The organism is Pseudomonas sp. R11-23-07 (assembly GCF_003852295.1).
Lineage (GTDB): Bacteria > Pseudomonadota > Gammaproteobacteria > Pseudomonadales > Pseudomonadaceae > Aquipseudomonas.
Genome location: NZ_CP027761.1, coordinates 25633 through 43824, shown reverse-complemented (window position 1 = coordinate 43824; position 18192 = coordinate 25633). Strand labels below are relative to the sequence as shown.

The window sequence follows — 18192 nt, the reverse complement described above, 5'->3', positions numbered from 1 at the left end:
AGCGGTGGGATATGTAGATATTACTTGTATCTGGTCGCGTCAAACGTGCTCTGCGCATCCATCCCCTGGTATTCGTTCATCAATTGCCTCAAACGAATCTTGCGCTCTTGCGAAGCCAAACCGCCCACTGCGCGCACCGCCTGATAAAACCTGACCCAGTCCCCGCCTTCCTGCCGAAACAATGCTGCGAACGCCGGCACCCATTGGTCATACAGCCCGAAAGGCAACAGCCGTGCGTTGTTCATCGGCTGGTTGATCCACGCGTCATAGCGCTTGTCACCGCCCCATTGGCTGTCGCGCATCTGTTGGTACTCAACGCGCAGGCGTTCGAACTCCGCCGCCTTGGCCTGGCGCATGGCTTCGCGCGCCAAGGGCTGTGCGTAGAGGGTTTCCAGTCGTTTGCGGGTATCGAGAATCAGGCGAATGAACTGGTCACGCTGCTGCAGCGTCCCATCGCTCAGCGGCGCCAGGCCACGGGAAGCACGCCACTGCCGAGTACCTTCCTGCTCGACGAAGCTGGCGAATGACTCATTGAATTCGGTGTCGTCCTTCACATAGAAGCGCTGATGCGCCAGCTCATGGAAGATCAACGTGGCCAGGCGCTCATCGCCCCAGTGCAGCATCGAACTGATGATCGGGTCGTTGAACCAACCCAAGGTGGAATACGCCTCGACGCCGCCAATCGACACGTCCATACCTTGTTGGCGCAGCAATGCCGCTTCGCCGCGTGCCGCGCCCTGGCTGTAATAGCCGCGGTAGGCGACACAACCGGCAATGGGGAAACAGTGGTTTTCAGGCGATAGAGAAAATTCCTGCGTGGCGAAGACATTCCAGACCACATAGGGTCGGCCAATATCGGCGTAGAGCCGGTAACTTTGATTGTCGGGCAAGTGCAGGTGTTCGCTGGCGAAAGTGCGAGCTTTCTGGGATTGAACCAGATGCTCGCGCAACCCTTGAGGACGGGCTGGATCGGCGATGACGTCGGCCACCCATTCCCGCGCCCGCAGCAGTTGCCACTGGCCACTTGCCAACTGGCTGTAGTAACTGACGCTGGAGCAGCCGCTGAGCAGCACCGCGATCAACCCCGGAAGAAAACGCCTGATCATGCCGCGACTGCTCCTGAGTGATGTGTGTGCCAGACTGATACGTTTGAAGTGAATTTGAATGTTCCGCACGATGGCGTGTTTATACTCAAACTATCTTCTCGCGTTGAGTACCTGCCATGCGCCAGCTTCTGTATCCCATCGCCGCCCTGTTCCTCAGCGCTTGCGCATCGACGCCCATCCCGCCAGTCGACCCGCAGCAGGCCTGGGTAGACTTCACCACGCCGACACCGGGCTCCAAATTGGTCATGGCCCAGCGGCTGGACGGGAAAAACCTCGACGACGGGCGCTTTTTCCAAATGCCGCCCGGCCCCCACGAACTGATGGTGCGCTTCGATTTCGAAGTGCCCGCCGGCGGTGGTTTGGGGGGGCTCAGCCAGATGATGTATCGAACCTGCTTCATGACCTTGCAGTACGACCATTTCCAGGCTGGCCAACGCTACGTACTGGAAGGCCGCTCACTGGCCTTCACCCCCAACATCCGCCTGTATGACTCGGCGCGTCAGCTGCTGGCCGAGGAGCGCAGTGTGAACTGCATCTGATCAGTCGTTGTTTTTCTGGTAGAGGATGCGCTTGGTGCCGTTTTCGCACGTACCGACAATCATGGCGCTGTCGTGGTTCTTGGCTTCTTCGGCAGTGATGATTTCCAGGGTGTAGGACGGGATCGCCTTGGCCTGGATATTCACTTCGATTTCCTTCCTGAGCTCTTCACAATCTTTTGGCGCGGCCACGGCCGAAGTGGCCAATACACCGCAGATGATTGCCAAGGCAAAACGTTTCATGTGTGAAGCTCCCTGAATGCATGCGCACGAGTGTGCGCCTAGGCTGCATAGGCTATAGGACCACATCTATGAAATACGAGTTCTGATTTAACGCAAAACTAAATGTGGCAGGGGGCAAGCCCTGATGCCAGCCAGTTAAGCGTACACCACCGTCTGTAGGAGCGAGCTTGCTCGCGAAAAACGTCAACGATAACGCGTGCTTCCTGAATAAACGCGGTGCCTGTGAGTTCTTCGCGAGCAAGGGCTAGCCGCCCGCCTCGCTCCTACAAAAAGCCTTAACTGACTGGTATTAGGGCAAGACCCCTCCCACAGGGTGTGTCAGTTAACCAGTGTGGCATCCAGGGTGATGGTTGCGTTCAGCACTTTGGACACCGGGCACCCTTCCTTGGCCTTTTTGCTCAGCTCGTCGAACTGCGCCTGGCTGGCGCCTGGGATCTTGGCTTTAAGAACCAGATGCACCGCAGTGATCGCAAAACCGCCATCGACCTGATCGAGGGTCACTTCGGCCTGGGTGTCGATGCTGTCAGCCTTCAGGCCCGCGTCGCCGAGAATCATGGAAAACGCCATCGAGAAACAGCCAGCGTGGGCCGCGCCGATCAGCTCTTCAGGGTTGGTGCCCTTGCCGCCTTCGAAACGGGCCTTGAAGCCGTAGGGTGCTTCGCGCAGCACGCCGGTTTCCGTGGAAATGGAACCCAGGCCAGTCTTCAGATCGCCTTCCCAATGCGCGGATGCCTTTTTAACGATACTCATAGCTTTCTCCTCGAACGGTAGTTTTGCGTCAGTAAGGTTCTGAGGTTAGACGCCACGGCAAAGTTCACCTTGTCGGAAAAACCTACCATTCAAGTAGGAAATTTCTTGTTGGCTATTGAATCTCGGGTATATGCCCTCATTGCATAGAACATGCACATGAAGCGGCAGGTTTTGGTTCGTCTAAGAAGCCTGCGCCCCCATTGGAGAAGCAGGCTATGAAATCGCTGTCCGACGTTAAGTATTCGACCCTCGACCTGGTGCCCGTTCGCGCCAACGGCAGTGCGGCGCAATCGCTGCGCAATTCCCTGGACCTTGCCCAGCACGTGGAAAAACTCGGCTACAACCGTTTCTGGGTGGCTGAACACCACAATATGGACGGTATCGCCAGCTCGGCCACTTCAGTATTGCTTGGCTACCTGGCAGGGGGCACTTCGACCATCCGTGTCGGCTCCGGCGGGGTGATGCTGCCCAACCATGCGCCGCTGGTGATCGCCGAGCAGTTCGGCACCCTGGAAAGCCTGTACCCCGGCCGTATCGACCTGGGCCTGGGCCGTGCGCCCGGTTCCGACCAAATGACCGCCCGCGCCCTGCGCCGTGAACGCTCCGGCAGTGCCGACGACTTCCCAGAAGATGTGGCCGAACTGATGGCCTACCTCGGCCCACGCACGCCCGACCAACGGGTGATCGCGGTACCGGGCACCGGCACCAACGTGCCGGTATGGCTGTTGGGCTCAAGCCTGTTCAGCGCGCAATTGGCCGGTGAACGTGGCTTGCCTTACGCCTTCGCCTCACATTTCGCACCGCGCCTGATGCACGAAGCGATTCGCGTGTACCGCAATCACTTCAAGCCTTCGGCCGTGCTGGAAAAGCCCTACGTCATGCTTGGCATTCCGCTGGTGGCCGCTGACACCGATGAACAAGCTGACTACCTTGCCACCTCGGTGTACCAGCGCATTCTCGCACTGATGCGTGGGCAGAGCCTCGTGCAGCGGCCACCGGTCAAAACCATGGACGGCCTGTGGTTGCCCCACGAAAAAGACGCGGTCGGCAGTTTCCTCGGCTTGGCGATGGTAGGCAGCCCGGCGAAGATCCGCGCCAAACTGGAGGTGCTGATCGAGCAGACCGGCGCTGATGAACTGATCTTTACCTGCGACCTGTACGAGCATGCCGACCGGATTCATTCCTACGAACTGCTGGCGCAATTGATGAAGGGCTGAACCCCGGGCGAAAAAAACCGACGCGCCTGTGGCGAGGGAGCTTGCTCCCGCTGGGCTGCGAAGCGGCCCCAAAAAAAGGGAGCGCTACGCACTCCAGCGGGAGCAAGCTCCCTCGCCACAAGTGCGTCGGTTTTTAGGTCTGCAACACGGGCTTAACCGCGCTTGTAGACGATTTCCTTGGTGCCGCCATCACAGCTGCCAATCACCTTGGCATCGGCTGCTGCACCTTTGTCGACAACATCCAGCGAATAGTGCTGAACGCCTTTAGCATCGAGCTTCGCAGCCAATTCGCTTTTCAGCTCTTCACAAGGCTTGCCCGCCGCCAGGGCCGTGCCGGCGATGCTCAACAAACCTACCGCTAACAGAAACTTCTTCATCCGATACTTTCCTTGCGCTGGTCGAAAAGAGCATGCCGACACTAACAGCGTCGGCATGCATTGTGTGTAGCGCAGGTTATGGCAATCGGCCAGCGATCAAAGTTCCACGCGCCCGATCAACTACTGGCAATTCGGAATCCCACCTTCAGGGTGACCTGATAGTGCGCAACCTTGCCATCCTCGATATGCCCACGGGTTTCAGTCACTTCAAACCATTCCAGATGCTTGAGGCTTTTACTGGCTTCGGCCAGGGCATTCTGGATCGCATCTTCGATGGTGGTGGTGGATGAGCCCACCAATTCGACTTTCTTGTAGGTGTGATGTTCGCTCATGGTGTTTCTCCTGTAGGTCGTCAATCAAGACTAGCAGTGAATATTCGTACTGCTTGAGGCGACCGCTCGGCTACGAAAGTTCAGATTTAATGCACTTTCCGAAACCGCCGCAGTCGGTATCTACACACGCCACTCAATCACTTCAGGAGATGTCCACATGGCCAACACTTCTTTACGCAAAGCGTCGCTGGAAAGCATGGAAGCCGAGATTTCGAGTCTGCTCAAATCCCTTGAGAGCCTCAAGGATGACGCATCCGATGAGTCGCGCAAAACGCTGAAGGCCCTGAAAAGCAATGCGGAGAATGCCCTCAAGCACTCTCGCCACCTGATCAGCGACGCCTATGAAGAAAGCAAAGTCAAAATCCGTGAAACCGGTGTCGCTACTCGGGACTACGCCCAAGAGCACCCGTGGACCACAGCCGGCGTCGCTGTAGGTGCACTGGGCCTGCTGGCCGCCTACCTGCTGTGCAAGCGCGGCGACTAAACCGGTTGGCGCGCCAGCTCAGCCTTGAGCCACTGCGCCAATTGCCCGGCGCGCCCGTCTGCGGCGCGCTTGGGTAGCCACAACGCCAGGTGCGCCGGGGTTTCACTGAAACCCCACGGCGCCACCAGGCGACCCGCTCGCAGGTCCTCTGCCACCAGCGGTTCCGGCGCAATGGCCACGCCAAGCCCTGCCACCGCCGCTTCCAGCAAATAATACAAATGCTCAAACCCCTGGCCGAGCTTCAGCGCGCCGGGATCGATTGCGTGTTGCTGCGCCCAACTCGGCCAGGCCTGGGGACGTGACGTGGTGTGCAGCAGCGCTTCGCCACACAAGGCTGCAGCGGGCGCGTGAAGCAGGCTCGCATAACCTGCAAATCGCGGACTCATCACCGGGCCAATACGCTCGCTTGCCAACTCATACACCTGCATATCGGCCGGCCACGGTGGCTCGGCGAAGACCAGCAGGGCATCCAGCCCTGGGCGTCGCGGGTCCAGATCGCCTTCGCCCGCCGACAGGTGCAGACGCAAGTCCGGCAGGTCCGCATTCAAGCGCCCCAAGCGCGGAATAAACCAGCGCGCCAGCAAACTGCCTGAACAACCGAGCACAAACGGTGCATCGGCGCTGTTTTGGCTGAGTTCGGCGCAAACATCCCGCAGACGTTCAAACGCCTCGGCACTGACATCGCGCAGCCTGGCCCCGGCATCTGTGAGTTTAAGGCCGCGCCCATCCTTGACGAACAGGCTGACGCCCAAGTGTTCTTCCAGCACTTTCAACTGGCGACTGACTGCGCCGTGGGTGACGTGCAATTGCTCGGCCGCCTGGCTGACGCTGCTGAGGCGGGCGGTGGCTTCAAACGCGCGCAACGCGTTGAGCGGCGGAAGGTCTCGGCTCATCTGTGAGTTTTCCTGACAGGTTTCGGCGATCTTATCGGTTTTCAGCCGGGAGCGGCAGGGGTAGAGTGGCCCTCATTGTTTTCTACACCCATTCTTTACTGGAGCGCCCCATGACTCAGTCCCAGACCGATCTGCGCAACGGCCCTGACGCCAACGGCCTGTTCGGCGCGTTTGGCGGCCGCTACGTCGCTGAAACCCTGATGCCGTTGATCCTTGAGCTGGCCCGCGAATACGAAGCGGCCAAGATCGATCCGGCGTTCAACGAAGAATTGGCCTACTTCCAGCGCGATTATGTCGGGCGCCCAAGCCCGCTGTACTTCGCTGAACGCCTGACGGAGTTCTGCGGCGGCGCCAAGATCTACCTCAAGCGCGAAGAGCTGAACCATACCGGCGCGCACAAGATCAACAATTGCATCGGCCAGATCCTGCTGGCACGGCGCATGGGCAAGAAACGCATCATCGCCGAGACCGGCGCCGGCATGCACGGCGTGGCTACCGCCACCGTCGCCGCGCGCTTTGGCCTGCAATGCGTGATCTACATGGGCACCACCGACATTGAGCGCCAACAGGCCAACGTGTTCCGCATGAAGCTGCTGGGCGCCGAAGTGGTCCCCGTGGTCGCCGGCACCGGCACCCTGAAAGACGCCATGAACGAAGCCCTGCGTGACTGGGTAACCAACGTCGACAGCACCTTCTACCTGATCGGTACCGTGGCCGGCCCGCACCCGTACCCGGCGATGGTGCGCGACTTCCAGGCCGTCATCGGCAAGGAAACCCGCACCCAGCTGCAAGCCCAGGAAGGCCGCCTGCCAGACAGCCTGGTGGCGTGCATCGGTGGCGGCTCCAACGCCATGGGCCTGTTCCACCCGTTCCTGGATGACACCAGCGTCGAAATCATCGGCGTTGAAGCGGCCGGCCACGGCATCGAAACCGGCAAGCACGCCGCCAGCCTCAACGGCGGAGTACCCGGTGTACTGCACGGCAACCGCACCTTCCTGCTGCAGGACGACGACGGCCAGATCATCGACGCCCACTCGATTTCCGCAGGCTTGGACTACCCCGGCATCGGCCCTGAACACGCCTGGTTGCATGACATCGGCCGCGTCCAGTACACCTCGGTGACAGACGACGAAGCCCTCGACGCCTTCCACAAATGCTGCCGCCTGGAAGGGATTATTCCGGCGCTGGAAAGCGCACACGCCCTGGCTGAAGTGTTCAAGCGCGCGCCGACCTTGCCTGCCGATCACCTGATGGTGGTCAACCTGTCCGGCCGTGGCGACAAAGACATGCAGACGGTGATGCACCATATGCAAACCTCCCAGCAGGAGAAACACTGATGAGCCGCCTGCACACCCGCTTTGCACAGCTGAAAGAACAAAACCGTGCCGCCCTGGTGACTTTCGTCACCGCCGGCGACCCGGGTTATGACACCTCGCTGGCCATCCTCAAGGGCTTGCCAGCCGCTGGCGCCGACGTGATCGAGCTGGGCATGCCGTTCACCGACCCGATGGCTGATGGCCCGGCGATCCAGTTGGCCAACATCCGTGCGCTGGAAGCCAGGCAGAACCTGGCCAAAACCCTGCAGATGGTCCGCGAGTTCCGCAGGGACAACAACGACACGCCGCTGGTGTTGATGGGTTACTTCAACCCGATCCACAAATACGGCGTGCCGCAGTTCATTGCCGACGCCAAGGAGGCCGGGGTCGATGGCCTGATCGTGGTCGACATGCCGCCCGAGCATAACGGCGAGCTCTGCGACCCGGCCCAGGCCGCTGGCATCGACTTTATCCGCCTGACCACCCCGACCACAGACGATGTGCGCCTGCCGACCGTACTCAATGGCAGCTCCGGCTTTGTGTACTACGTGTCGGTGGCCGGGGTGACCGGTGCCGGCGCCGCGACCCTGGAACACGTCGAGGAGGCCGTCGCCCGCCTGCGTCGCCACACTGACCTGCCGATCAGCATCGGCTTCGGTATCCGTACACCGGAGCAAGCGGCGGCCATCGCGCGCCTGGCGGACGGTGTTGTGGTGGGTTCTGCGCTGATCGATCACATCGCCAACGCCAGCAGCGACCAGCAAGCGATCGATGGGGTATTGAGTCATTGCGCGGCGCTGTCGCAAGGCGTGCGTAACGCCCGTAAGTAAGCGCCCGTAAGCAGTCACCAGGGAGCTCGCTGTGAGGCGGAGCTCCCTCGCCACAGGTTATTCGTTCAGCTCGATCCGCTCGACCTTGCCCACCAGCAACACGTAGGACAGCGCCCCAAGCAACGCCAGCACCGCAATGTAGGTAATCGCTGGCGCAAACGAATCACCGCTGGCGAGAAAGCCAATCACGATCGGCGTGGCAATGGCCGACAGGTTGCCGATGAAGTTGAACACGCCACCGGTCAGGCCCAACAGCCGTGCGGGGGCAAGCGTGGACACCAGCGACCAGGTGATCGACGCCAGGCCATTGCCGAAAAACGCCAGCGCCAGGAAGGCAATCACCCAGGCTGTGGAGTCCACGTAGTTGGCGCCGATGATCGCGGTGGAAATCAGCAGCCCGCCAATGATCGGCAACTTGCGCGCAAAGCCCACCGAGGCGCCCCGGCGAATCAGCCAATCGGAGAAAATCCCCGAGCACAGCACGCCGACGAACGCCGCCAGAAACGGCAGCGAGGCCAGCAGGCCGGACTTGATGAAGTCCATCCCGCGATACTTCACCAGGTAGGTCGGGAACCAGGTCAGGAAAAACCACAGGGTCGAGTTCAGGCAAAACTGCCCCAGGTAGATGCCCCACAACTTGCGCTTGCTCAGCACGATGCCGAGGTCGACCCAACTGAACGGCGCCTTGGTCGCTTGTGCCTGCATATCCACCAGGCCGCCGCCGTCGCGGATCAGCTGGATTTCCGCCGCGTTGGCGCCTTTGAAATCCTTGGGCTCGCGATACACCGCATACCAGATCACCGCCCATAGGATGCCGACGCCCCCGGTGGCGACGAACACCATGTGCCAACCGAACGCATGCTGCAGCCAGGCCAGCACGGGGGTGAGAAACGCCAGCCCGACGAACTGCCCGGAGGTGTAGACGCCAATCGCCGTGGCGCGCTCGCGCTCGGGAAACCAGGTGGTCACGACCCGGCTGTTGATCGGGTAGGCCGGGGCTTCCAGGGCGCCGACGGCCATGCGCAACACGAACAAAGCGATGAAGCTGGCGGCAAAGCCGAGCATGACGGTGGCGATCGACCACAGCAGCAGGGCCGCAGTGTAGAGAATGCGCGGGGGCACGCGGTCTACCAGCCAGCCGCCAGGAATCTGCATGGCGGCGTAGGTCCAGCCGAACGCCGAGAAAATCAGCCCGACATGGACCGGGTCGATGCCCAGCTCGCTGGTCAGCGCAGGGGCGGCAATCGACAGGTTGCTGCGGTCGAGGTAGTTGATCACCACGGTGATGAATAGCAGCACCATGATAAAGAAGCGCTTTCGGCTAGGCGTGACTAAGGAAGCCTGTCCGCTTGAGGGTTCAGGATGCATGGGGTGCCTCTTCTTGTGTTTATTGAGGGCTGAATAGGACTGACTGAAGAAACCGGATCAAAATGTGGGAGGGGGCTTGCCCCCGATAGCGGTAAACCTGCCGCCAAAGTGTTGCCTGACACTCAGCCATCGGGGGCAAGCCCCCTCCCACATTTCTAACCGTGTTCGATCAGTTGGAAATCACCACTCGGCAAAACTGCCGTCAGCATGGCGCCAGATCGGGTTGCGCCAGCGATGACCAATGGCCGCGCGCTCGATCACATATTCCTCGTTGATCTCAATGCCCAGGCCCGGCCCGTTGGGGATCTTCACGAAGCCCTGGTCATAGTCGAACACGCCGGGGTCGCGCACGTAGTCGAGCAGGTCGTTGCTCTCGTTGTAGTGAATGCCCAGGCTTTGTTCCTGGATAAAGGCGTTGTAGCAAACCGCATCCAGTTGCAGGCAGGCCGCCAGGGCAATCGGGCCCAGCGGGCAGTGCAGGGCCAGGGCCACGTCGTAGGCTTCGGCCATGTTGGCGATCTTGCGGGTTTCGGTGATGCCGCCGGCGTGGGACGCATCCGGCTGAATGATATCGACGTAGCCTTCACTGAGCACCCGCTTGAAGTCCCAGCGCGAGAACAGGCGCTCGCCCAGGGCAATCGGGGTGCTGGTCAGCGGTGCGAGTTCTTTGAGGGCCTCGTAGTTTTCGCTGAGCACCGGCTCTTCGATGAACATCAGCTTGTACGGGTCCAGCTCCTTCATCAGCACCTTGGCCATCGGCTTGTGCACACGGCCATGGAAATCGACGCCGATGCCCACGTTAGGGCCGACCGCATCGCGCACGGCGGCGACGTTGGCCAGGGCCAGGTCGACTTTTTCGAAGCTGTCGACGAACTGCAGCTCTTCGGTGCCGTTCATTTTCACCGCAGTGAAACCACGGGCCACAGCCTCTTTGGCGGCGCGGGCAGTGTCCGCCGGGCGGTCGCCACCGATCCACGAATACACGCGGATCTTGTCACGCACCTGGCCACCCAGCAGGTCGCTGACGGAAACACCCAGGGCCTTGCCCTTGATGTCCCACAACGCCTGGTCGATACCGGCGAGGGCGCTCATGTGCACCGCGCCACCGCGGTAGAAACCGCCGCGGTAGAGCACGGTCCAGATGTCTTCGATATTGCGTGGGTCTTTACCGATCAGGTAGTCGGACAATTCTTCGACGGCAGCAGCCACAGTGTGGGCGCGGCCTTCAACCACGGGCTCACCCCAGCCGGTGACACCCTGGTCGGTTTCGACCTTGAGGAAGCACCAGCGCGGCGGGACGATGAAGGTCGTCAGTTTGGTGATTTTCATCTGTTATCTCTCTTGTAGATGCGGCGCCAGCAGGCGCGGAACTTGAAATCAGCCCAGGGCTTTCCAGGCTGCGACATACGCCTGGGCGCGGCTCGCGACCTGCTCCACGGACATGCCCGGCTTGAACAAGCCCGAGCCCAGCCCGAAACCTTTGGCACCGGCGTCGGTGAATACCTGCATGTTGTCCGGGGTGATACCGCCTACCGGCAGCAGCAACGTGCCCGCCGGCAATACTGCGAGCCACGCCTTGATCACCGCCGGGCCCATTTGCTCGGCCGGAAACAGCTTCAGCACGTCGGCGCCTTCGGCCAGTGCGGCAAAGGCCTCGGTCGGCGTGGCCACGCCCGGTGACAGGTACAGGCCCGCCGCTTTCGCCGCACGCAATACCTTGGCATCGCTGTGCGGCATGACGATCACTTGGCCGCCGGCGGCTTTGACCTGCTCGACCTGCTCGGGCGTCAACACCGTACCGGCACCGATCAGACAATCGGCGGGCAGGCTGTCGCGCAGGGTCCGGATGCTGGTGTAGGGGTCCGGCGAGTTCAGCGGCACCTCGATCACGCGAAAACCGGCCTGGTACAGTACCTGGCCGACAGCTTGGGCTTCGTCCGGACGCACACCGCGCAGGATCGCGATCAAACCGTTTTGTGCGAGTGCTTTCTTGAGCATGTCAGGCCTCCGTTACAGGTTGAGTGAGCCCGGCCGCCTCGGCCAGTTGCCACAAGCCGCGCTCGCTGGCTTCCTGCGCCAGGCTGACGTGGGCGAAGCCGCACTGGGCGAGGGCGCGTTGATAGCGGGCGCAGAGAGGGGCGGCGCCGACCAGGATGATCGGCTTGCGTTTGGCGCTGTCGGGTAAACCGGCGAGTTCATGGCCGATCAGCAGGCCGGACAGGTAGTCGGGCTGCTGCTCAGGCGTAAGTTCGGCGGTCAGCCCGAGGGTGCGCGCACTGAACAGGGTCGAGAGCACGCCGCGCTGGCCGTCCGCCGACAGCGCGACAGCCACGCCTCGGTCAAACGCCTCGGTGTGGAAATGTTCCGATGATTGCTGGGTACGTCCCAGGATGCTGTGCTTGCTCAATATGGCGAACAGCTCGCCGGTCATGAACGTGTCGAAGTGCGTGATACAGCCCTCGACCACCTCGACCCATTTGGAATGGCTGCCCGGCAGGCCGATCAGTACGTCGGTAGCGAGCCCGTGCAGTACACCGAGTACCTGGGTTTCTTCGCCGCGCATCACATTGGGCAGGCCGACCTGTTCGATCACGCCCGGCACGATATGCACATCGACGCCACGCAGGCTGCGCACCTTGTGCAGTGCCTGGCCCAGGCTGGCAACATCCACCGGGGTGTTGCGATAAGCCGCTTCGCTCCAACCCTGTGCGCTACCCACCATGCCGCAGGCGATCACCGGCAGTTCGGGCTGGGCGTCGAGCCAATCCCCGCAGGCGCTATCGAATGCCAACTCAAAGCCATTGCTGCAGCGCACCCCCGCGATGTCACGCGGTTCACTGGGCAAATGCATGATGCCCGACGCCAGTGAGCGTTGTTCCAGCACCACGCCGGCGGGGCCTAGTTTGTAAGCACGAAGGGAGCTGGTTCCCCAATCGAGCGCGATCAATTGCGCCTGCATCGCTTCACCTGAAATGAGTGGGTGCTGAAAAAAGCAGATGGGCGAATATAAACCTATGCCTGGCAACATCTCAATATATAAATAACAGTCCCATATATTGGGAGATAAGCGCGTAAAATCTTACACATCCTTAGGAAGATGCGAATTGCGTCAGCAAATAACGGTTAAAAAATAGACAAATCCAGCTCGCGCATCGCACCCATCCAGACCGCGTAATCGGTGTGGTCCTTCAGGTCATCGCCGGTGTCAGGGTGCAGGAACACCACCAGGCCATTGCGATGCAGCGCCAGCCAGGGCAGCACCACGCCGATGTATTCCGGCTCGAACGCCAGCTGGCAACTCCAGTCTGGGTGTGGGCCTACCGGACGCTCATGCACGCGCCCCATGCGCAGCGGAAAGAGCGCTGCCGCGTCTTCACACAAGGTGCGCGCCTGGTCGATCGTGCTGGCGTCGAAGTAGATATGGGCGTGATAGCCCTTGATACGTTGCATGCCGGACTCCGGTTCCACTGTGCAGCGATCCTAGACCGCAATCGACGGCAGGGCCAGCCCGGTCAATGACTGCGCGCTGCTGGCCTGCTCCGCCACCAGCCAATCGACAAACCGTTCGACCAACTGGCGACGACGCTTGCGCTGGGGCTGCACCACGTAATAGCCGAAACGCGAGATCACCGTGTCGCTGATCGGCCGGCACAACCATTGCTGCTCCAGCAGGTCATCCACCAAGTGGCGCCAGCCGATCGCGACACCCTGGCCGGCAATGGCCGCCTGGATCAACAGCGTGTAATTGTCGAAGCGCAATTGGCCAGGGGTGGGCGCGGCGCTGATTCCCAGCTCGCGAAACACGCCGGCCCAGTCGAACCAGTGGCGGTTGTTTTCCTGGCGCAAGTGCAGCAACGGGTAGTCCGGCAGAGTCTGCACCGTCAGTGCGGTGGCCTGGTGCTTGAGCCACTGCGGGCTGCACACCGGGAACACTTCCTCGTTGAACAGCCACAGGCTGTCGCCTTGCTTGAAGCGTCCGTCACCAAACAGCACCGCCACGTCGATGTCACTGCGCAGGCTGGCGTGGTTGCGCTCGCTGGTCACCAGGCTCACATCCACCTGCGGGTTGGCCTGGTGGAAACGATGCAGGCGCGGCATCAGCCAGTAGGCGGCGAAGGCGAAGTCGGTGGCCACTTGCAGCACTTCGTGCTGGTCTTGCTCGGTGACGGTGCTCAAGCCCAGGTTAATGGCGTCCAGGCCGGCCTGGACGTGTTCGAACAGCAGGGCGCCCGCTTCGGTCAACTCGATGCCACGGTAGATGCGGTCGAACAAGCGGATCGCCAGCTGCTCTTCGAGGCGTTTGATCTGCTGGCTGATGGCCGGCTGAGTGGTGCCCAGCTCCATCGCGGCGGCAGTGAAACTGCGCTGACGCGCCGCCACTTCGAACGCGCGCAGCAGGTCGAGGGAGAGGTCGCCAAGCGCTTCATACATAAGCTGTGCTTATCCTAGGCATTGTTCTTCATGGGCTTTACCACGCGGTCAACGGGTTGCATGCTCATTCGCATAAACACTGCCTATGGAATGCCGAGAACCCATGAAGCGCAAGAACATTCTTTTCATCATGGCCGATCAAATGGCCGCACCGATGCTGCCCTTCTACGGATCTTCCCCGATCAAGTTGCCGAACCTGAGCCGCCTCGCCGAACACGGCGTGGTCTTCGACGCTGCCTACTGCAACAGCCCGCTGTGTGCGCCTTCGCGCTTTACCTTGGTCAGCGGCCAGCTGCCAAGCAAGATCGGCGCCTATGACAACGCGGCAGACTTCCCGGCCGATGTACCCACTTACGCCCACTACCTGCGGCGCCTCGGTTACCGCACCGCGCTGTCGGGCAAGATGCATTTCTGCGGTCCCGACCAGTTGCACGGTTATGAAGAGCGCCTGACCAGCGACATCTACCCGGCGGACTACGGATGGGCGGTGAACTGGGATGAACCGGATGTACGCCCCACCTGGTACCACAACATGGCGTCCGTGCTGCAAGCCGGGCCATGCGTGCGTACCAACCAGCTGGATTTCGACGAAGAGGTGGTGTTCAAGGCCCAGCAATACCTGTTCGATCATATCCGCGAAGACGGCGAGCAACCGTTCTGCCTAACCGTGTCGATGACCCACCCCCACGACCCGTACACCATTCCCAAGCCGTTCTGGGACCTGTACGACGACGCTGATATCCCCTTGCCCGCCACGCCGGTACAGGGCGATCTCGACCCGCACTCCCAGCGTTTGCTCAAGGTCTACGACCTGTGGGACAAGCCGCTGCCTGTGGATAAAATCCGCGATGCGCGCCGTGCCTACTTCGGCGCGTGCAGCTACATCGACAGCAACGTCGGCAAGCTGCTACAAACCCTGGAAGACACCGGCCTGGCCGATAACACCATCATCATCTTCTCCGGCGACCACGGCGACATGTTGGGCGAACGTGGCCTCTGGTACAAAATGCACTGGTTCGAGATGGCCGCCCGGGTGCCGCTGCTGGTCAGTGCGCCAGGGCAATTCGCGGCGCGCCGCGTGACCCAGGCCGTCTCGACCGCCGACCTGTTGCCGACCCTGGTGGAATTGGCCGGCGGCGATCTGGACCCACGCCTGCCACTGGATGGCCGTTCGCTGCTGCCGCACCTCAAAGGCGAGGGCGGACACGACGAAGTGTTCGGCGAATACATGGCCGAAGGCACCATCAGCCCGCTGATGATGATTCGCCGAGGCGCCTACAAATTCATCTACAGCGAAGACGACCCTTGTCTGCTGTTCGATGTGCACAACGACCCGCACGAGCGGGAGAACCTCAGCCAGTCACCGGAACACCGGCCACTGTTCGAGGCGTTTTTGAACGAAGCGCGGGCCAAATGGGACATCCCGGCGATCCACCAGCAGGTGCTCGCCAGCCAACGCCGCCGTCGCCTGGTATTCGAGGCACTGACCCACGGCAAGCTGAAGAGCTGGGATCACCAGCCTCTGGTAGACGCCAGTCAGCAGTACATGCGCAACCATATCGACCTCGACGACCTGGAGCGCAAGGCACGTTATCCACAACCCTGCCAAAACCAATAAATACAGAGGGAAGGCCATGCAAAAATTAACGGTTGTGCTGGGCATTCTGGCGTTGAGCAGCGCCAATGCCTACGCGGACGCCAGTTGTGAAACGGTGAAAATGGCCGACCCCGGCTGGAGCGACATCGCGGCGACCAACGCCATCACCGGTTTTCTGCTGAGCGGCATGGGCTACAAAGCCAAGGTCGACACCCTGGCAGTGCCGATTACCTTCGGCGGGCTCAGGGACGGCCAGGTCGACGTGTTCATGGGCAACTGGATGCCGGCGCAGCAAGGCTTCTATGACAAGTTCGTGGCGAACGGCGAGGTGGTGCAACTGGCGAAGAACCTCGACGGCACCGAGTTCACCCTCGCCGTACCGGACTACGTGTGGGAAGCCGGCGTGCATGATTTTGCCGACCTGAATAAATTTGCCGACAAGTTCGACAAGAAGATCTACGGCATCGGCTCCGGCGCACCGGCGAATATCTCGCTGCAGGAGATCATCAAGAAAAATGACTTCGAGCTTGGCCAGTGGAAGCTGATCGAGTCGAGTGAGCAGGCGATGCTCGCCGAAGTCACGCGGGCGGTGAAAAAGCAGAAATTCGTCACCTTCCTCGGCTGGACGCCGCACCCGATGAATGTGCAGTTGAAAATGCATTACCTCAAGGGCGGCGAGAAGTATTTTGGTGACACCGGCAGCGTCTACACGTTGACCCGCAAGGGTTATGCGCAAGCTTGCCCGAATGTGGGGAAACTGCTGACCAACCTGAGTTTCACTCAGGCCATGGAGAACAGCATCATGGCTGACGTGGTGAACAACAAGGTCAGCAATGCGGATGCCGCGAAGGCTTGGATCAAGGCCAATCCGGCGGTGTTGGACAAGTGGCTGGAAGGTGTGAAGACGCTGGATGGCCAGGATGCGTTGGCCGCTGTGAAAGCCAAACTCTAAGACACACCACGATCCAAATGATGCGATCGTTCCCACGCTCCGCGTGGGAATGCATTCCTGGACGCTCTGCGTCCGCTTTAAAACCGTGACGCGGAGCGTCACATGAGGCATTCCCACGCAGAGCGGGGGAACGATCAGTGGCAGCCTGATACCCTAGCTCAAACCTTTTTATCCGAGCTCGCGATGCCCCGGCCCAACCGTCACACACTCTTTCCTTTTCTGAGTTGGCTCCCGCGCCAAACCCACGCCAGCGTCGGCCGGGACGCGGTGGTTGGCCTCAGCGGTGCCGTGCTCGCCTTGCCGCAGTCGATTGCTTACGCGCTCATCGCTGGTCTCCCACCCGAATACGGCCTGTACGCCGCAATCATCCCGGTATTGATCGCTTGCCTGTGGGGTTCGTCCTGGCACCTGATCTGCGGTCCTACCGCGGCGATCTCCATCGTGCTCTACGCCAGTATCAGCCCGCTGGCGGTGCCGGGCTCCCAGGATTACGTCACCTTGATCCTGCTGCTGACCTTCCTCGCCGGCGTTTTCCAGTGGCTATTGGGCATGCTGCGCTTCGGCGCGCTGGTGAATTTCGTCTCCCATTCCGTGGTACTCGGTTTCACCCTCGGCGCCGCCGTCGTAATTGCCCTCGGGCAGTTGCCCAACCTGCTGGGGCTGGAGCTTGCGAGCCAGGCCACCGCCATCAACAGCCTGCTGGCGCTGCTCGAGCATGCCGGCGAGTGGGACCGCGCCTCGCTCGTCCTGGGCATGGTCACTTTGCTGGTGGGCGCGCTGCTCAAATACCTGATGCCACGCTGGCCGACGCTGTTGATCGCCCTGGCCCTGGGCAGCCTGGCCGCCTGGCTGTGGCCGGCGCTGTTCGGGCATGTGGCGTTGGTCAGTGCGTTTATCGGCCAGCTGCCGCCCTTGCGCCCATTGCCAATGGATCTGGATACGATCTTGCGTCTGCTACCAAGTGCCGTGGCAGTGGGCATGCTGGGGCTGGTGACCAGCCTGTCGATTGCGCGTTCACTGTCGGCGCGTTCCCAACAATTGCTCGACGCGAATCAGGAAGTCCGAGCCCAGGGTTTATCCAATATCATCGGCGGATTTTTCTCCGGGTATGTGTCGGCGGGCTCCTTCACCCGGTCCGGCCTCAGCTATGAGGCGGGTGCCTGTTCGCCATTGGCCGGCGTGTTTTCCGCGCTCTGGGTGGCGCTGTTCGCGCTGTTTGGCGCGGGGCTGATCGCACACATTCCGATCCCAAGCATGGCGGCGAGCATCCTGCTGATCTGCTGGGGGCTGGTGGACCGCCGAGGCATCCGTGCGTTGTTCCGTGTGAGCCGCGCCGAATTTGTGGTGATGGGCCTGACGTGTATCGCCACCTTGCTGTTGGAATTGCAAACGGCGATTTATGCGGGGGTACTTGCATCGCTGTTTTTCTACCTCAAGCGCACCTCGCAACCGCGCATTCAGCAGTGGCGCGACGGTGACGAGGATGTATTGCGAGTGGGTGGCTCGATCTTTTTTGGCGCCAGCCACTACCTGCAAGTGCGCCTGCAGAGTCTGCAGGGCGAGCGGATAGTGATCGAGTCGCAGCAGATCAACTTCATCGACTATTCCGGGGTGGAGATGCTGCATCAGGAGGCGCGGCGGTTGAAGCGGCACGGACGTAGCCTGACCTTGCGTGGCGCCAGGCCACAAGTCGTTGAAGAGTTGAAGAAACTGGAAGGGCCAGACAAGTGCCCCATCCATTTCGAAGACTGAACGCGATC

Annotated in this window: 20 protein-coding genes; 8 read left to right on the top strand and 12 right to left on the bottom strand. The window is 61.1% G+C overall.

All coding sequences use genetic code 11. The annotated features are described in order from the left end of the window. Positions 1-20: 20 nt before the first annotated feature. On the bottom strand, positions 21-1106 hold the full coding sequence (locus tag C4J84_RS00220) for an aminopeptidase (RefSeq protein WP_124434754.1): 1086 nt from the start codon (positions 1104-1106) through the stop codon (positions 21-23). A 116-nt stretch (positions 1107-1222) separates the two neighbouring features. Here C4J84_RS00220 and C4J84_RS00215 point away from each other — a divergent pair, with 116 nt between their 5' ends. Then, positions 1223-1645, top strand: coding sequence for a hypothetical protein (locus C4J84_RS00215; protein WP_124434753.1), 423 nt, complete (start codon positions 1223-1225; stop codon positions 1643-1645). On the opposite strand, the gene C4J84_RS00210 is transcribed toward C4J84_RS00215, so the two are convergent. Next, on the bottom strand, positions 1646-1885 hold the full coding sequence (locus C4J84_RS00210) for a DUF1161 domain-containing protein (protein WP_124402580.1): 240 nt from the start codon (positions 1883-1885) through the stop codon (positions 1646-1648). 318 nt (positions 1886-2203) lie between these two features. Beyond that, complete coding sequence (locus C4J84_RS00205; protein WP_124434752.1) at positions 2204-2635, bottom strand: OsmC family protein; 432 nt, start codon at positions 2633-2635, stop codon at positions 2204-2206. A 215-nt stretch (positions 2636-2850) separates the two neighbouring features. Between C4J84_RS00205 and C4J84_RS00200 the strand changes: the two genes are divergently transcribed. Further along, positions 2851-3852, top strand: coding sequence for an LLM class flavin-dependent oxidoreductase (locus C4J84_RS00200; RefSeq protein WP_124434751.1), 1002 nt, complete (start codon positions 2851-2853; stop codon positions 3850-3852). Between the two features lie 152 nt (positions 3853-4004). Here the strand turns inward: C4J84_RS00200 and C4J84_RS00195 are convergent, their stop codons facing one another. Together C4J84_RS00195 and C4J84_RS00190 are read right to left on the bottom strand one after the other, a co-directional pair. Beyond that, entirely contained in the window at positions 4005-4229 is a 225-nt protein-coding gene (locus C4J84_RS00195; RefSeq protein ID WP_124402577.1) for a DUF1161 domain-containing protein, read from the bottom strand. 116 nt (positions 4230-4345) lie between these two features. Continuing rightward, positions 4346-4561, bottom strand: coding sequence for a dodecin (locus C4J84_RS00190; RefSeq protein WP_065886743.1), 216 nt, complete (start codon positions 4559-4561; stop codon positions 4346-4348). A gap of 157 nt (positions 4562-4718) precedes the next feature. Between C4J84_RS00190 and C4J84_RS00185 the strand changes: the two genes are divergently transcribed. Then, positions 4719-5045 (top strand): YqjD family protein, encoded by a 327-nt coding sequence (locus C4J84_RS00185; protein WP_003170746.1) that lies wholly within the window; start codon positions 4719-4721, stop codon positions 5043-5045. Here C4J84_RS00185 and C4J84_RS00180 read toward each other — a convergent pair. Continuing rightward, complete coding sequence (locus tag C4J84_RS00180; RefSeq protein WP_124434750.1) at positions 5042-5938, bottom strand: LysR family transcriptional regulator; 897 nt, start codon at positions 5936-5938, stop codon at positions 5042-5044. The two genes, C4J84_RS00185 and C4J84_RS00180, sit on opposite strands and share 4 nt — an antisense overlap. Positions 5939-6048: 110 nt before the next feature. Here C4J84_RS00180 and trpB point away from each other — a divergent pair, with 110 nt between their 5' ends. Beyond that, positions 6049-7275: a tryptophan synthase subunit beta gene (trpB, locus tag C4J84_RS00175; RefSeq protein ID WP_124434749.1), complete on the top strand. Its 1227-nt coding sequence runs from the start codon at positions 6049-6051 to the stop codon at positions 7273-7275. Further along, a complete protein-coding gene (gene trpA, locus C4J84_RS00170) occupies positions 7275-8084 on the top strand; it encodes a tryptophan synthase subunit alpha (RefSeq protein WP_124434748.1) in 810 nt (269 codons plus the stop codon). Before trpB ends, trpA begins: the two co-directional genes overlap by 1 nt. A 57-nt stretch (positions 8085-8141) precedes the next feature. Here trpA and C4J84_RS00165 read toward each other — a convergent pair whose 3' ends face one another. From C4J84_RS00165 to C4J84_RS00140, 6 genes are all read right to left on the bottom strand, one after another. Then, complete coding sequence (locus tag C4J84_RS00165) at positions 8142-9452, bottom strand: MFS transporter (protein WP_124369060.1); 1311 nt, start codon at positions 9450-9452, stop codon at positions 8142-8144. Between the two features lie 180 nt (positions 9453-9632). Then, the gene (gene dgoD, locus C4J84_RS00160; RefSeq protein WP_003170741.1) at positions 9633-10781 is read right to left on the bottom strand and encodes a galactonate dehydratase; all 1149 of its coding nucleotides are present in this window, start codon (positions 10779-10781) and stop codon (positions 9633-9635) included. Between the two features lie 48 nt (positions 10782-10829). Further along, the gene (locus C4J84_RS00155; RefSeq protein WP_124369058.1) at positions 10830-11450 is read right to left on the bottom strand and encodes a 2-dehydro-3-deoxy-6-phosphogalactonate aldolase; all 621 of its coding nucleotides are present in this window, start codon (positions 11448-11450) and stop codon (positions 10830-10832) included. A 1-nt stretch (position 11451) separates the two neighbouring features. Next, a complete protein-coding gene (locus tag C4J84_RS00150) occupies positions 11452-12411 on the bottom strand; it encodes a 2-dehydro-3-deoxygalactonokinase (protein WP_124434747.1) in 960 nt (319 codons plus the stop codon). Between the two features lie 164 nt (positions 12412-12575). Then, a complete protein-coding gene (locus C4J84_RS00145) occupies positions 12576-12902 on the bottom strand; it encodes a DOPA 4,5-dioxygenase family protein (protein ID WP_124360599.1) in 327 nt (108 codons plus the stop codon). Between the two features lie 30 nt (positions 12903-12932). Beyond that, positions 12933-13883 (bottom strand): LysR family transcriptional regulator, encoded by a 951-nt coding sequence (locus tag C4J84_RS00140; RefSeq protein ID WP_124434746.1) that lies wholly within the window; start codon positions 13881-13883, stop codon positions 12933-12935. Between the two features lie 103 nt (positions 13884-13986). Between C4J84_RS00140 and betC the strand changes: the two genes are divergently transcribed. The 3 genes from betC (at position 13987) to C4J84_RS00120 (ending at position 18184) form a co-directional block, all read left to right on the top strand. Then, positions 13987-15501 carry a choline-sulfatase gene (gene betC / locus C4J84_RS00135; RefSeq protein WP_124434745.1) on the top strand — a complete coding sequence of 505 codons (1515 nt, stop codon included), beginning with the start codon at positions 13987-13989 and terminating at the stop codon, positions 15499-15501. A gap of 16 nt (positions 15502-15517) precedes the next feature. Beyond that, positions 15518-16432, top strand: a complete 915-nt coding sequence (gene choX / locus C4J84_RS00130) for a choline ABC transporter substrate-binding protein (RefSeq protein ID WP_124434744.1) — start codon at positions 15518-15520, stop codon at positions 16430-16432. Positions 16433-16615: 183 nt separating this feature from the next. Then, the gene (locus C4J84_RS00120) at positions 16616-18184 is read left to right on the top strand and encodes a SulP family inorganic anion transporter (RefSeq protein ID WP_124434743.1); all 1569 of its coding nucleotides are present in this window, start codon (positions 16616-16618) and stop codon (positions 18182-18184) included. Positions 18185-18192 lie beyond the last annotated feature (8 nt).

Bases quoted from the DNA above. Each gene is read 5' to 3' on its own strand.
- C4J84_RS00220 (WP_124434754.1), bottom strand. From the start codon at position 1,106: ATGATCAGGCGTTTTCTTCCGGGGTTGATCGCGGTGCTGCTCAGCGGC.
- C4J84_RS00215 (WP_124434753.1), top strand. From the start codon at position 1,223: ATGCGCCAGCTTCTGTATCCCATCGCCGCCCTGTTCCTCAGCGCTTGC.
- C4J84_RS00210 (WP_124402580.1), bottom strand. From the start codon at position 1,885: ATGAAACGTTTTGCCTTGGCAATCATCTGCGGTGTATTGGCCACTTCG.
- C4J84_RS00205 (WP_124434752.1), bottom strand. From the start codon at position 2,635: ATGAGTATCGTTAAAAAGGCATCCGCGCATTGGGAAGGCGATCTGAAG.
- C4J84_RS00200 (WP_124434751.1), top strand. From the start codon at position 2,851: ATGAAATCGCTGTCCGACGTTAAGTATTCGACCCTCGACCTGGTGCCC.
- C4J84_RS00195 (WP_124402577.1), bottom strand. From the start codon at position 4,229: ATGAAGAAGTTTCTGTTAGCGGTAGGTTTGTTGAGCATCGCCGGCACG.
- C4J84_RS00190 (WP_065886743.1), bottom strand. From the start codon at position 4,561: ATGAGCGAACATCACACCTACAAGAAAGTCGAATTGGTGGGCTCATCC.
- C4J84_RS00185 (WP_003170746.1), top strand. From the start codon at position 4,719: ATGGCCAACACTTCTTTACGCAAAGCGTCGCTGGAAAGCATGGAAGCC.
- C4J84_RS00180 (WP_124434750.1), bottom strand. From the start codon at position 5,938: ATGAGCCGAGACCTTCCGCCGCTCAACGCGTTGCGCGCGTTTGAAGCC.
- trpB (WP_124434749.1), top strand. From the start codon at position 6,049: ATGACTCAGTCCCAGACCGATCTGCGCAACGGCCCTGACGCCAACGGC.
- trpA (WP_124434748.1), top strand. From the start codon at position 7,275: ATGAGCCGCCTGCACACCCGCTTTGCACAGCTGAAAGAACAAAACCGT.
- C4J84_RS00165 (WP_124369060.1), bottom strand. From the start codon at position 9,452: ATGCATCCTGAACCCTCAAGCGGACAGGCTTCCTTAGTCACGCCTAGC.
- dgoD (WP_003170741.1), bottom strand. From the start codon at position 10,781: ATGAAAATCACCAAACTGACGACCTTCATCGTCCCGCCGCGCTGGTGC.
- C4J84_RS00155 (WP_124369058.1), bottom strand. From the start codon at position 11,450: ATGCTCAAGAAAGCACTCGCACAAAACGGTTTGATCGCGATCCTGCGC.
- C4J84_RS00150 (WP_124434747.1), bottom strand. From the start codon at position 12,411: ATGCAGGCGCAATTGATCGCGCTCGATTGGGGAACCAGCTCCCTTCGT.
- C4J84_RS00145 (WP_124360599.1), bottom strand. From the start codon at position 12,902: ATGCAACGTATCAAGGGCTATCACGCCCATATCTACTTCGACGCCAGC.
- C4J84_RS00140 (WP_124434746.1), bottom strand. From the start codon at position 13,883: ATGTATGAAGCGCTTGGCGACCTCTCCCTCGACCTGCTGCGCGCGTTC.
- betC (WP_124434745.1), top strand. From the start codon at position 13,987: ATGAAGCGCAAGAACATTCTTTTCATCATGGCCGATCAAATGGCCGCA.
- choX (WP_124434744.1), top strand. From the start codon at position 15,518: ATGCAAAAATTAACGGTTGTGCTGGGCATTCTGGCGTTGAGCAGCGCC.
- C4J84_RS00120 (WP_124434743.1), top strand. From the start codon at position 16,616: ATGCCCCGGCCCAACCGTCACACACTCTTTCCTTTTCTGAGTTGGCTC.